The organism is Enterobacter cloacae complex sp. SYL003 (assembly GCF_049236925.1).
In the GTDB taxonomy this organism is placed as follows: Bacteria; Pseudomonadota; Gammaproteobacteria; order Enterobacterales; family Enterobacteriaceae; genus Enterobacter; species Enterobacter intestinihominis.
The window spans coordinates 234,427-246,596 of sequence record NZ_JBMKJK010000005.1; the positions used below are offsets into that span (position 1 = coordinate 234,427).

A 12,170-nucleotide genomic window follows, 5' to 3' on the forward strand; every position below is an offset into this window, starting at 1 on the left:
CAGAGTGAGGGCACAGCCCGCAGCGGAGTTTAGCGGCTAAAATGTCTGGTGATGGCGCCCTGTCCTGAAGCCGTCACAACCACCTCCCTGTACCCCGCCACCCGCTGGATCCACCCTTTGCTTTCCAGATAAAGAAGCAGCGCTGCGCCGGCTTCGCCTCCGAGATGAAACCGCCGCTCGCTCCAGTCCAGGCAGGCGCAGCACGCTTTTCGGCGCGGATGAGCGCTTAACGAAACGCCGAGCTTCAGAAACTGCTCCCGACCATACGGCGTGAGCGCTGAACCGTCTGCCTCCAGCCAGCCTGCTGCCTGCATGAAATCGTAGATCTGCACCGCCACCGCGCCCGCCAGATGGTCATAGCAGGTCCGCGCCTCCCGCATGGCTTTCGGCGCGGTAGTTTCCGGCGGGGTAATGCGGCGCCAGGAGAGCCCCATCATCTGTTCCACCAGCGCCGCCACGTCGTGCCCGGCAAGACGATAATAACGATGCCGCCCTTGCGACAGGCAGGTAATTAGCTGCCCTTCAACCAGCCGGGCGAGATGCCCGCTGGCGGTCGACGGCGCAACGTCTGCCGCCGCACTCAGTTCGGTGGCCGTCCACGCCCGGCCGTCCATTAGTGCACAGAGCATTTTCACGCGCGACGGATCGGCCATTGCAGCCGCTACAGCGGCAATGGCCTTTTCCAGCATCGCGCTGTTATCAGAGGGTAAGCTCGTCTTTAACATTTGTCGCCCAGGGTGTGGTGATCTCAGCGGCCAGCTTATCATCATCCGTCAGCAGAATAAGGTGATTCGCGTGGTCGCTGTACTGAGTCAGGATAGACACGCCCTTTGCGGCCAGCGCCGCCGCTATCTCGCCCAGCTCGCCGGGCCTGTTGTCGAAAATTACATGAACGTCATACATCCGCGTGCCCTCCCGTTTCGGAGCTGTACTCCCGCACCAGCTGCGCCACGCGAATACGGTAGAAAGAAAAAATCGACTCCCGGCCTTCGGCCTGCGCGGCCTGATGGAAGACATTCTGCTTCCAGCGGCGGACGGCCTCTTCATCCCGCCACCAGGAAAGGGACAGGATTTTGCCGTCGATGCTCAGGCTCTGAAAACGTTCTATATCAATAAAGCCGTCGATGTCCGCCAGCAAAGGCTTGAGTTCAGCGGCAAGCTGCAGATAGCGCGCCTGATGATGAGGCTCCGCTTTGGCTTCAAAAAGGACTGCGATCATGGGTGTCTCTCCGTTGTGAGGGTGTGGAGAGAATGCAGGAGGAAAAACCACAATGCTTCGGTATGGAGCGAAGTGTTTGCCGGATGGCGCTGCGCTTATCCGGCCTACGGGCTCATGTAGGCCCGGTAAGCGTAGCGCCACCGGGCAGGGTTTAACCCACCATCGACTTCGACTCCATAAACGCCCCAATCCCCCACTCGCCTGGATTACGGGCGCTGGTGGCGATGATCCGCGAGCGCGGAATTATTCCAGGTTAGCCTTGTTCAGACCGTAAGCCGCATCCAGCGCGCCCGGTTCCATGCGGGAGGTAATGCCCAGGCGGTTCCAGGCGTTGATCGCTACGATGGCGAAGTTTAGCTCTGAAATCTCGACATCCGAGAAGTGCTCCGCCACGCTGCGGTACAGCGCATCGCTCACGCCATGTACGCCAATCTGGGTCAGCGCTTCGGTGAAGGCCAGCGCCGCTTTTTCACGGGCGCTAAACAGCGGGGACTCGCGCCAGGCCGCCAGATGGTACAGGCGCAGCTCGCGCTCACCGGCGATTTTAGCCTCTTTCGAGTGCATATCCAGACAGAAGGTGCAGCCGTTCAGCTGCGATACGCGAATGTCGATAAGGTGCTTAAGCGCCGGGTCGATGGAGGTTTTCGCCACCTCCATGCTCAGGGCAGAAAGCGCGTTGGCAAGTGCAGGTGTGGCTTTGTGGTGGTTTACGCGGGTGCTCATTGTCTTTCCTCTTTTTGTGCCGTTTTTTTCATGTGATAAGGCAAATCTACGCCGTTAATGACATAGTAAAAAGACACAAAAAGCGTGAAATGAGGTAGGACATGAAGCCGGGCTATCATGAGATTTATTCCCGCTATCGCGACAACATCACGCGCGGCGTGCTGAAGCCGGGCGACAAGGTACCTGCCATCCGCGTGCTGGCTGAAGAGCTTAAGGTCGCGCGAAAAACCGTTGAAACAGCCTATGCCATTCTGACAGGCGAAGGGTATCTGGTAAGCCAGGGCGCGCGCGGGACGCGGGTGAACCCGGATCTTCTGCTGCCCGCGCAACACGCCCCCACAGAACAAGCGACCGGCACGCTGCCGGCGTCGTTGATTAGCCAGCGCGAACGGGCCGGTTTTCTGCGCCCCGGCATTCCGGCGCTCGACAGCTTCCCCTATAAAAAATGGCTGCTGCTGGCGGGCCAGGCGACGCGCGCCATGCGTCAGGATGAAATGCTCAACCCGCCGGTGCTGGGCTGGTATCCGCTGCGCGAGGCGATTGCCCGCTATCTCAATATCTCGCGCGGGTTATCCTGCACCGCCGAACAGGTACTGATCACCAGCGGCTACAGCGGCAGCCTGCGCCTGATCCTCGACACGCTTGCCAGCCGCAGCGACAAAGTGGTGTTTGAGGATCCGGGCTATTTTATGGGCCAGCAGCTGCTCAAGCGGATCGTGCCCCGCCTGCACACCGTGCCGGTTGATCGCTGCGGCATCGATACGGACTACCTGCTCCGTCATCATCGCGACGCGCGTTTTGCCATCGTGACCCCGTCGCATCAGAGCCCGCTGGCGGTGACGCTCTCACTGCCGCGCAAGCAGCAGCTGCTCGACTGGGCGTCACAAAACGAGGCGTGGATTATCGAAGACGATTACGACGGGGAATTTCACTACACCCGCAAAGTGCTGCCGTCGATGAAAAGCCTCGACCAGCATGACAGGGTGATCTTTATGGGCACCTTCAGCAAAACCATCATGCCTTCACTGCGCATGGGCTACGTGGTGATGCCCGCCAGCACCGTCGGGACCTTTACCGACTGCGCGGACATTACCACCAGCGGCCAGCCGGTGCTGACGCAAAAAATCCTCACCGCATTTCTCAACGAAGGGCATTTTTTTCGTCATCTGAAAAAGATGCGCGCCCTGTATCAGATCCGCCGCGACTGGATGATTGCCGCCCTGCGTGAGGTCTATGGTGACCTGTTCTTCACCGAGCAAAACGACGGTGGAATGCATATTGTCGCGTTCCTCGCAAAGGGAAGCGCTGACCGGGAGATCGCCCGCTGCTGGCAGGAACAGCAACTACAGGTTAATGCGCTGTCGGAGTGGTATCGCGGATCGGGCAAACGCTACGGGCTGGTGATGGGCTATAACAACGTGCGGTCATATCAGGAGGCGGTTGAGCTGCTGGAAAGGCCGAAACGGCAGACGCTTGCGCTGTTGAGTTGAAAACCGCCGGGTGGCGGCTGCGCCTTACCCGGCCTACGGTCTCCTGTAGGCCCGGTAAGCGTAGCGCCACCGGGCAACCCTATGCTTACACATCATATCGCGATAACCCAACGTCCTTGAGCTGCTCGTCGCTCATCTGGCTCAGAATGCGGCGGGTACGGTTGATGCGATACCAGTTACGCAGCGTTTTCGCTACCCAGACAAACGCGATAAACGGACGTTTTGAACGATTCTCGTAGAATTCCATGATGCTCTCCTCGCTGTGCCAGTGGGGTTATCATCATGGAAAACGGCCAATACAATACAGATTCAAAAACTGCTTTTGTTTACCATACAGATCCGCTAAAACGGTATCTGCATGGCGTTTTACCCACCAATCTGTACTGGTTTAATAATCTGTATGGTGAAAACAAAGGATACAGCATGACGCGCTATCAACATCTGGCCAACCTACTGGCGGAACGTATCGAACAAGGGCTGTATCGCAGCGGCGAACGTCTGCCGTCGGTACGCACGCTGAGCCAGGAACACGGCGTGAGTATCAGCACCATACAGCAGGCCTACCAGATCCTCGAAAATCTCCAGCTGATCACGCCCCAGCCGCGCTCCGGCTATTTTGTCTCGAAACGCAAAGCGCAGCCGCCCGTACCGGCGATGACGCGCCCGGTGCAGCGCCCCGTGGACGTCACCCAGTGGGATGAGGTGATGATGCTGCTGGACGCCCGCGCCGACAAAGAGATGATCTCCTTTGGCGGCGGCTCGCCGGACATCAACCAGCCGAGCCTGAAGCCGCTGTGGCGCGAGATGAGCCGCATTGCGCAGCATAACCCTGGCGAAATGCTGAGCTATGACGTGCTCGATGGTCGTCTGGAGCTGCGCGAGCAGATCGCCCGCCTGATGCTGGACGGCGGCTCCACCGTGGCGGCAAACGAGATTGTGATCACCAACGGCTGCCACGGCGCGCTGTCGATCGCCCTGCTCTCGGTGTGCAAACCGGGGGACATCGTGGCGGTCGAGTCGCCGTCGTTTCACGGCACCATGCAGATGCTGCGCGGCTTCGACATCAAGGCGATTGAAATACCTACCGATCCCGAGACCGGGATCAGCATCGAGGCGTTAGAGCTGGCGCTGGAGCAGTGGCCGATCAAAGCGGTGATCCTGGTCCCCAACTGCAATAACCCGCTCGGGTTTATCATGCCGGAAGCACGTAAAAAGCAGGTGCTGGCGCTCGCCCAGCGGCACGATATTGTGATTGTGGAGGATGATATCTACGGCGAGCTGGCCGCAGAGTACCCGCGCCCGCGCACCATTCACTCTATGGACATTGATGGCCGCGTGATCCTCTGCAGCTCCTTTACCAAAACCGTGGCGCCCGGGCTGCGCGTCGGCTGGATTGTGCCGGGGCGCTATTACGACCGGGTGATGCACATGAAATACGCCGCGGGCGGGTTTAACGTGCCGGGCACGCAGATGGCGGTGGCGGCGTTTATTCGCGACGGCCATTACCATCGCCACGTGCGGCGCATGCGCCAGATTTATCAGCAGAATATGGAGACCTACACCTGCTGGGTGCGGCAGTATTTTCCGGCAGAAATATGCGTTACCCGCCCGCAGGGCAGCTTCCTGCTGTGGGTCGAGCTGCCGGAGACGGTCGACATGGTGTGCGTCAGCAAGCAGCTGTGCCGTCTGAAGATCCAGGCTGCGGCGGGGTCGCTGTTTTCCGCCTCCGGTAAGTACCGCAACTGTCTGCGGATCAACGTGGCGCTGCCGCCGACGGATAAACATCGCGAGGCGTTGAAAAAGATGGGTGAGGCGATTGTGATTGCGATGGAGGGGTAGTGCGGCCTGTTGCCCTCACCCCGGCCCTCTCCCACAGGGAGAGGGTGAAAACCGATCCCGTAGGCCCGGTAAGCGCAGCGCCACCGGGCATTGGCTAACGACTCAGAACGTCCACGAAACGCTGCCTACAATGCTGCGCTCTGCACCGAAGTAGCAGTAAGAGAGCGAATTACACGCCGCAACGTAGCTTTTGTCCGTCAGGTTATTGACGTTCAACTGCGCGCTCACGCCCGTGAGACCCACTTTCGACAGGTCATACCCCACGACCATATCCACCAGGGTGTATGACGGTAGCGTATGGGTGTTCTGACGATCGCTGGCGATCCCGTTGACATAGCGCACGCCGGAGCCGACGGTCAGACCGTCCAGCGGGCCGCTTTTGACGTCGTAGCTCAGCCAGGCGCTGGCCATGTTACGCGGGGCATAGACGGCGCGCTTGCCCTCCTCTTCCGGGCTGCTCTTCTTGTAGCGAATATCCGTATAGGTGTAGGCCGCCTGCATGCGCAGGCTGTCGGTCAGCTGTCCAATCGCCTCCAGCTCAACGCCTTCGGATTCGATTTCACCGATGGAACGGTACGGATCGGTCGGCTCCTCTTTAGTGGCAATGTTCTTCTGGTTGATGCGGAACACCGAGGCGCTGAACTGGCTGTTCATCCCCTCCGGCTCATACTTCACGCCCGCTTCCCACTGCTTGCCCTTCATCGGATCCAGGATATTCCCCTGCTCGTCGGCAAAGCTGGTCGGCGTAAAGGCGGTGGAGTAACTGACGTACGGCGCGACGCCGTTATCAAACAGATACAGCAGCGCCGCGCGGCTGCTGAAGTTGTTTTTATCCAGATCGCTGCGGGTATGGTTGAAGTTGTCGACGTTCGACACGCTTACCTGGTCGTAACGCCCACCCAGCGTGAGGCGCCAGCGGTCAATGGACATCTGATCCTGCAGGTAGTAGCCGGTCTGGCGCAGCTTATGCTTTTCCCTGCTGTACTGGGTGATATAGTCCGGCTTCGCGCCATAAGCAGGATGGAAAGCGTCAATCGGCGGGAAGCCGCCGTAGTAGCCGGTGACGTTGTTGGTGCGGTCCTGGTAGTCCATGCCGATCAGCACGCGGTGGTTCACCTCGCCGGTATCGAAGCTGCCGTCGACCTGGTTATCAAGGGTGATGGCGTTCATCTTCTCGTCGGAGCCGGAATAGCCGCGGTTCAGCTCGGTGTCGTTCAGCCAGCCTGCGGCATACACCTGGTTCAGCTCGACTTTGGTGTGCAGGTAGCGCAGCCTCTGACGCACGGCCCAGCCGCTGTCAAACAAGTGCTCGATGTTATAACCGACCATGTTTTCCCGACGATCGTACTTGTCGTAATCGTCTTCACCTTCAAAAAAGGTGTTGGAGATTTTCTTACCGCTGTGCGGCACGACGGTGCCCTCATACGGCAGGCCGGAGTGGCTGCCGCCTTCCGGATCGCGGTGCAGGTAGGCCATCAGATCCAGACGGGTATTATCGGTGATACGCCAGGTCAGGCTCGGCATCAGCGCGTAACGCTCTTCTTTGAGCGGATCGAACTGGGAATCGGCATAGCGGGTCATCCCGCTGAGGCGCACCGCCACGCGGTCGTTATCATCAACCGGGCCGGTGACGTCGAACATCGCCCCGCGCTGGTTATTGTTACCGGCGAAGAGCTTGATCTCCCCGCCCGGATCGAACGATGGCTTACGGGAGGTGAGCGCCACGATGCCGCCCGGCGATGAGCGACCGTACAGCACGGAGGCCGGGCCGCGCACGACTTCGATACTGTCCAGGAACCACGGATCAACCACCAGCGAGCTGTGGGAATTGGTGTCGCCCATCATCTTCAGGCCGTCGAGGTAGACGTTGTCCAGGCTGCCGTCCGAGAAGCCGCGCAGCACCATGTAGTCGAAGCGGTTTGATGCCCCAATCTGGTTGCTGTAGACCCCCGGCGTGTAGCTCACGGCCTGACGCACGCTGGTTGCGCCCTGCTCTTCGAACTGCTCGCGGGTGACGATAGAGACCGATTGCGGGGTTTCAATATCCGGCGTTTCAAGCTTGGTGGCCGCAGACTGCATCTGCGAGGTCACCACCACGGTGTCAGTTTTTTGGGCATCCTGCGCCAGTAAAGGAAAAGCGACGCTACCGGTAACCCATCCCACCAGCAGTGCCAGACGCGATTTAGCAAACATAACCCTCTCCAGAGATATTTCTTATTGTTAATAAGAATTATTACCTTTTTGAGGGTGCAAACAGCTATGCGCGCCGCCAGGTTATGTATGCGCGATGCTAAACCGCACGGGATACGTTCGCGCGATGGACAAAATTACGTTAGCGGATTTTGCGCACGTCACCCGGTGAAATCCCGTAATGACGACGAAACGCGGTGGCGAAGTTGGTGGCATGCTGATACCCGCACATCCAGGCCGCCTGCTGTACGCTATGGCCTTCCAGCAGATAGCGACGCGCCAGCGCAAGGCGACAGTCGCGGAGATAATCGAAGAGTGTGCAGCCGTAGCGTTGACGGAACTTGCTGCGCAGGCTGCTTGGGCTCATGGCAGCAAGGGCTGCCAGCTGCGCGAGTGTATGGTCACGTTCAGGAGACTGTTCCAGCAGGCACCGGACGCGTTCCAGACGCGCATGCTCAGGGCGGCTCGGACAGGGCAGCTGGCACTGGTTCAGGCCGTGGCCGAGCAGCTGGTACATGAGCCCCTCCAGCAACAGCTTACGCGAGAGCACGCTTCCCCCCTGCCGCTGTACATGCTGAATGCCTGACATCACAAACTCGGGAACGTGCCAGACAAACGCGGGGGTATTCAGGCTTTGCCATTCCAGCAGCAGCGACTCAAGCAGGGCTTCACGTCCGGCATCGTGCGGGTACACGCCAAACGAGAGCGTTTTCAGCGTGCTGTCAGCATCGTGACGCGCGCTCATCACCTGATCTTCACTCAGACGCGAGCTGAACGCCATGCCCGGGCGGACGGGATAATCGATACCATTGAGCGTGAGCGTCACGCACCCTTCCAGCACCACCAGCATATAAAGCGGGCTGCTGTGGCGAGAGGTGGTTTCATAGGGCTGTAATACACGTACGTCGGAATGGGTCAGTGAAATGCCGGACGAGAGCGTCATCTCTTCAACATTCCCCTGCAACACGGGGCTGCCGCTGACCTGCTCATCTTTTAGCTGCGGGAAACGGTAGTCGATGCCGTAGCGCTCGCCGAATATTTGAAAATCCTCAACAAAAAATATGCGCTTCGCTGATGTATTTTCACTCTGGAGCATAATTCGGAGCCTGCATCGGGGAAAGGACAGGCAAAACAGTACCATTCATTTGCCATGGCAGCAATCACCGGGCGCAGACACTATTACGCTCCGGACGAAGCCGGAGCGAAGGCGTATATTTCTTTACGAGAAATATATTTATGCTTCCTGCCACTCAGCAAAAACCTCTTTATGGTTTTTGGTCAGGACAACTTTATTATCTTCGACCTTATCGACCCAGCCGAGAGGAATAAAGTGGTGCTTGCCGCCTGATTCCGGGTCGCTCTTCGCAAGCTTGATACGCTCACCATCAAGATGGTCTACAACCCCGACATGCGTTCCGCAGCTGGCGACAACCTGAGTGTGATCCTTAATTGCGCTTTTATCTACCATATTCATTCTCCTGTTTCGGTTATTTGCCTGTTGCACGAAATTAACTGTAGCGCATAAATTCGGACCTGAAATGCGTATTAGCATTTTGAAACATCATTGACAGAACCGAATATTATGTCTATTTAGCGCCGAATTGAAAAAATAAGAATAAGATTAATTATTAGCGACTGATTATTTCCCGTTCATAATTTAAGTATCGCAACCAACGAGGAGGTATTTATGACGATTCGCAACAATCGGACAGAAATTTCGCTGGCTCTTGGTGAAGCGGTCTTAGACATCGTGCAAAAAGGCCATGAGGTATCGCGAGAAAATCTCGCCCAGGCGATGAAAATTAAAGCGGAAAAAGAGCGCGACGATGAGCGGCTTCTGAACTACTGGAAGGCCTGTAATATGCTGGTTTAAACGTAGCGGCGTTTAGTCTGACTAAACGCCGCTGTCTGTTACTCGTCGAAGTACCAGTATCCCTGGTTAATCAATCCGGTCAACTCTTCCACAAACGCCGGATTATTCAGCGCATTGCCCAGCTCGGCCTGGCCGAGCTGGGTGTAGCGGGACAGCGCGTCCGCCCCGTTCACATCCGCCGTCTCCAGCTGTTCGCTGTTAATAAAGAAGCTGCCGTTGACGTTCAGCACGCGCAGCCCGCTCAGGCGTGAAAGCGTTTCGCCCCCTTGCAGCGCGTCGAGCACCTCGTCTGCGGAATACGGCGGCTCGGCGGCGGCAATATCCAGCTCGTGACGCGGCGTGGAGACGAAGCTGCCGAACCATTTTGTAAAATCATCCGGCTTGCTAATCATGTCGATCATCATCTGGCGAATGCGATCGAGCTCGTACTGCTCCACGCGGCCCGGGTGTTCGCGGCAGGTCAGATCCGGATCGCTGTAGTGCTCGCCACCCAGATCGTTTTCCAGCGCGTAATCGGCAAAGCTGCTAATCAGATCGCGACCGTTCGGCCCGCGGAAACCGACAGAGTAGTTGAGCGCGGTTTCATGGGTGAAGCCGTCATGCGGGAATCCAGGCGGAATATAGAGGATATCGCCCGGGGCCAGATCTTCGTCAATGATTGGCTCAAACGGATCGACGTGCAGCAGGGCCGGATGCGGACAGAACTGACGCATCGGCAGCTTGTCACCCACGCGCCAGCGACGGCTACCCATCCCCTGAATAATAAACACATCGTACTGATCGATATGCGGCCCAACGCCGCCGCCCGGGACGGAGAAGGAGATCATCAGGTCATCGAGACGCCAGTCCGGCAGGACGCGGAACGGACGCACCAGCTCTGCGGCGGGCATATGCCAGTGGTTCACCGCCTGCGCCAGCAGAGACCAGCCGGTTTCACCGAGGTTATCGAAATGCTCAAACGGGCCATTGCTCGCCTGCCACTTGCCGTTAGCATGGCTTACCAGGCGGCTATCGACTTCCGGCTCCATCGCCAGACCCGCCAGTTCATCAGGGGTAATGGGGTCGACAAAATTCGGGAAGGCATTTTTCAGCACAACGGGTTGTTTTTGCCAGTATTTCTCAAGAAATTCCGGCCAGTCGAGGTTCAGTTGATACGCCATGGTTAGCACCAGTGAGAGGGGAGACAGGCGCGATTATAGAAGAGACAGCCAGGGAGGAACTTGTCATGGGTCAATCGAGCGCGCGTAGGTCGGGTAAGGCGAAGCCGTCACCCGACGCACGCGCGGGCTAAAACTTAATCCAGGTTCAGCTCGTCATAATGGGTGATCAGTTTGCCCACGATGCCGTAGTCCAGCGCTTCCGCCGGTGACATCCAGAAGTTACGGTCGGTGTCCTTCTTCACTTTCTCCAGCGGCTGGCCGGTGGCGTCAGCAATCAGTTTGTTCACGCGTTCCAGCATGCGGATAATCTCGCGCGCTTCGATTTCGATATCCGTTGCCTGACCGCGCACGCCGCCCAGCGGCTGGTGGATCATAAAGCGGGTATTCGGCAGCGAGTAGCGGTGCTCTTTTTTCGCCGCCAGGAAGATGGTGATCCCGGCGCTTGCCACCCAGCCGGTGCCAATGACGTGCACTTCCGGTCGGATAAACTTAATGAAGTCGTGGATGGTGTCGCCCGCTTCCACGTGGCCGCCCTGGCTGTTGATGTACAGCTTGATCGGATCGTTGCTGACGCTTTGCAGCAGGATCATCTGAGTGATGACTTTCTGGGCCAGCTCCTGGTTGATCTCACCGGAGATGACAATCGAACGGGATTCCAGCAGTTTTTGCTGTAGAGCGCCCGCGCCGCTTGTTCCTTCCGCTTTTTCTTTATCGTCACTGCTTTTCAGTGTGTAGTGCATCGTTATGTCCTCAGCTTGTCGCGCTCAAAATCAGAGTGTAGCCTGTTTTACCCGTCGGCGTCCTCACACAAAACATCGTGGCTCAGGATGAATATCGCCTGTGTCACGCTCTGGCTTCGCAGCAGGAAAGGTCTCTAAAAACAGCGTTCCGATCCTAACCAATTCGCCACATTTTTATTACACTTTCATATCATCTTCATATTGCCGAATGATAATAATTATTAATGTGTTAGTATGAATGAGGATAGCAAACAGTCGCTTACGTTCAAAAAGGCGCATTTTATTCTCGATGGTTTACTGATCACACCGGGGCGGTGAATGGAACACATTGTTTATGTGGTTGATGACGATGACGCAGTCAGGCAGTCCGTTGTTGGGCTGCTGGAATCAGCGGATATACACGCCCTTGGCTTTTCCTCAGCAGAAGCCTTTCTCAGCCATCCCTTTGAGGATCTGCCCTCCTGCGTGATCCTCGATATGCAAATGCCCACGATCACCGGGTTTGATGTCGCAGATGCGCTGAAAGCCAACGGGCGAGAAATACCGATCATTTTTCTCACCGGTCACGGCACCATCCCTATGTCCGTCCGGGCGATCAAAGGCGGGGCCTACGAATTTCTCACTAAACCCGTTGAATCCAGCGCCCTCATTGGCTCTATCGAATCCGCGCTCAGGCTGGCACAGCACAACGCCGCCCGCGTCAAAGAGCACTACGCCCTGAAACAGCGCCACATGTCCCTCACGCCGCGCGAACATGAAGTGCTTGAGCTTGCCATCAGCGGCAAGCTCAACAAGCAGATCGCCGCCGAGCTGGGCGTCAGTGAGATTACGGTGAAAGTACACCGCCGCCGGGTGATGGAGAAAATGCAGGTCCGCTCCGTGGCCGAGCTGGTCAGGGCCGTCGAGCGCCTGACAAAACATCAGCCAGCGGAATAA

Annotated in this window: 13 protein-coding genes and 1 pseudogene; 4 read left to right on the plus strand and 10 right to left on the minus strand. The window is 57.6% G+C overall.

Annotated elements, in window-relative coordinates; all coding sequences use genetic code 11:
* Positions 1-29: 29 nt before the first annotated feature.
* The 4 genes and pseudogenes from ACOT1A_RS08880 to ACOT1A_RS08895 form a co-directional block, all read right to left on the minus strand.
* Complete coding sequence (locus tag ACOT1A_RS08880) at positions 30-725, minus strand: ArsR/SmtB family transcription factor (protein ID WP_058647023.1); 696 nt, start codon at positions 723-725, stop codon at positions 30-32.
* A pseudogene (locus ACOT1A_RS08885) lies at positions 700-873 on the minus strand (amino acid-binding protein); the annotation flags it as partial. The pseudogene ACOT1A_RS08885 and the gene ACOT1A_RS08880, both read right to left, overlap by 26 nt.
* Positions 874-895: 22 nt before the next feature.
* Positions 896-1,219 carry an antibiotic biosynthesis monooxygenase family protein gene (locus ACOT1A_RS08890; protein WP_038415232.1) on the minus strand — a complete coding sequence of 108 codons (324 nt, stop codon included), beginning with the start codon at positions 1,217-1,219 and terminating at the stop codon, positions 896-898.
* Positions 1,220-1,462: 243 nt separating this feature from the next.
* Complete coding sequence (locus ACOT1A_RS08895; RefSeq protein WP_022646934.1) at positions 1,463-1,942, minus strand: carboxymuconolactone decarboxylase family protein; 480 nt, start codon at positions 1,940-1,942, stop codon at positions 1,463-1,465.
* Positions 1,943-2,043: 101 nt separating this feature from the next.
* Here ACOT1A_RS08895 and ACOT1A_RS08900 point away from each other — a divergent pair, with 101 nt between their 5' ends.
* Entirely contained in the window at positions 2,044-3,432 is a 1,389-nt protein-coding gene (locus ACOT1A_RS08900) for a PLP-dependent aminotransferase family protein (protein WP_105322991.1), read from the plus strand.
* Between the two features lie 85 nt (positions 3,433-3,517).
* Here the strand turns inward: ACOT1A_RS08900 and ACOT1A_RS08905 are convergent, their stop codons facing one another.
* Entirely contained in the window at positions 3,518-3,679 is a 162-nt protein-coding gene (locus ACOT1A_RS08905; RefSeq protein WP_003863073.1) for a DUF1127 domain-containing protein, read from the minus strand.
* Positions 3,680-3,855: 176 nt separating this feature from the next.
* Between ACOT1A_RS08905 and ACOT1A_RS08910 the strand changes: the two genes are divergently transcribed.
* The gene (locus ACOT1A_RS08910; RefSeq protein WP_022646932.1) at positions 3,856-5,271 is read left to right on the plus strand and encodes a PLP-dependent aminotransferase family protein; all 1,416 of its coding nucleotides are present in this window, start codon (positions 3,856-3,858) and stop codon (positions 5,269-5,271) included.
* Between the two features lie 102 nt (positions 5,272-5,373).
* Here ACOT1A_RS08910 and foxA read toward each other — a convergent pair whose 3' ends face one another.
* The 3 genes from foxA to ACOT1A_RS08925 form a co-directional block, all read right to left on the minus strand.
* Positions 5,374-7,482: a ferrioxamine B receptor FoxA gene (gene foxA, locus ACOT1A_RS08915; RefSeq protein WP_105322990.1), complete on the minus strand. Its 2,109-nt coding sequence runs from the start codon at positions 7,480-7,482 to the stop codon at positions 5,374-5,376.
* A gap of 121 nt (positions 7,483-7,603) precedes the next feature.
* On the minus strand, positions 7,604-8,557 hold the full coding sequence (locus tag ACOT1A_RS08920) for a helix-turn-helix domain-containing protein (protein WP_105322989.1): 954 nt from the start codon (positions 8,555-8,557) through the stop codon (positions 7,604-7,606).
* A 138-nt stretch (positions 8,558-8,695) separates the two neighbouring features.
* Positions 8,696-8,929, minus strand: coding sequence for a DUF2171 domain-containing protein (locus ACOT1A_RS08925; RefSeq protein WP_003863067.1), 234 nt, complete (start codon positions 8,927-8,929; stop codon positions 8,696-8,698).
* A gap of 219 nt (positions 8,930-9,148) precedes the next feature.
* Between ACOT1A_RS08925 and ACOT1A_RS08930 the strand changes: the two genes are divergently transcribed.
* The gene (locus ACOT1A_RS08930; protein WP_010427252.1) at positions 9,149-9,334 is read left to right on the plus strand and encodes a hypothetical protein; all 186 of its coding nucleotides are present in this window, start codon (positions 9,149-9,151) and stop codon (positions 9,332-9,334) included.
* 38 nt (positions 9,335-9,372) lie between these two features.
* Here ACOT1A_RS08930 and ACOT1A_RS08935 read toward each other — a convergent pair whose 3' ends face one another.
* Together ACOT1A_RS08935 and ACOT1A_RS08940 are read right to left on the minus strand one after the other, a co-directional pair.
* Positions 9,373-10,494 carry a cupin domain-containing protein gene (locus ACOT1A_RS08935; RefSeq protein WP_063152455.1) on the minus strand — a complete coding sequence of 374 codons (1,122 nt, stop codon included), beginning with the start codon at positions 10,492-10,494 and terminating at the stop codon, positions 9,373-9,375.
* 134 nt (positions 10,495-10,628) lie between these two features.
* The gene (locus tag ACOT1A_RS08940; protein WP_022646928.1) at positions 10,629-11,234 is read right to left on the minus strand and encodes an ATP-dependent Clp protease proteolytic subunit; all 606 of its coding nucleotides are present in this window, start codon (positions 11,232-11,234) and stop codon (positions 10,629-10,631) included.
* Between the two features lie 318 nt (positions 11,235-11,552).
* Here ACOT1A_RS08940 and ACOT1A_RS08945 point away from each other — a divergent pair, with 318 nt between their 5' ends.
* Positions 11,553-12,170 (plus strand): response regulator transcription factor, encoded by a 618-nt coding sequence (locus ACOT1A_RS08945; RefSeq protein WP_022646926.1) that lies wholly within the window; start codon positions 11,553-11,555, stop codon positions 12,168-12,170.

Coding starts and splice junctions, on each gene's coding strand:
- ACOT1A_RS08900 (WP_105322991.1), top strand. CDS start 2,044: ATGAAGCCGGGCTATCATGAGATTTATTCCCGCTATCGCGACAACATC.
- ACOT1A_RS08890 (WP_038415232.1), bottom strand. CDS start 1,219: ATGATCGCAGTCCTTTTTGAAGCCAAAGCGGAGCCTCATCATCAGGCG.
- ACOT1A_RS08940 (WP_022646928.1), bottom strand. CDS start 11,234: ATGCACTACACACTGAAAAGCAGTGACGATAAAGAAAAAGCGGAAGGA.
- ACOT1A_RS08930 (WP_010427252.1), top strand. CDS start 9,149: ATGACGATTCGCAACAATCGGACAGAAATTTCGCTGGCTCTTGGTGAA.
- ACOT1A_RS08895 (WP_022646934.1), bottom strand. CDS start 1,942: ATGAGCACCCGCGTAAACCACCACAAAGCCACACCTGCACTTGCCAAC.
- ACOT1A_RS08920 (WP_105322989.1), bottom strand. CDS start 8,557: ATGCTCCAGAGTGAAAATACATCAGCGAAGCGCATATTTTTTGTTGAG.
- ACOT1A_RS08945 (WP_022646926.1), top strand. CDS start 11,553: ATGGAACACATTGTTTATGTGGTTGATGACGATGACGCAGTCAGGCAG.
- ACOT1A_RS08925 (WP_003863067.1), bottom strand. CDS start 8,929: ATGGTAGATAAAAGCGCAATTAAGGATCACACTCAGGTTGTCGCCAGC.
- ACOT1A_RS08935 (WP_063152455.1), bottom strand. CDS start 10,494: ATGGCGTATCAACTGAACCTCGACTGGCCGGAATTTCTTGAGAAATAC.
- ACOT1A_RS08905 (WP_003863073.1), bottom strand. CDS start 3,679: ATGGAATTCTACGAGAATCGTTCAAAACGTCCGTTTATCGCGTTTGTC.
- ACOT1A_RS08880 (WP_058647023.1), bottom strand. CDS start 725: ATGTTAAAGACGAGCTTACCCTCTGATAACAGCGCGATGCTGGAAAAG.
- ACOT1A_RS08910 (WP_022646932.1), top strand. CDS start 3,856: ATGACGCGCTATCAACATCTGGCCAACCTACTGGCGGAACGTATCGAA.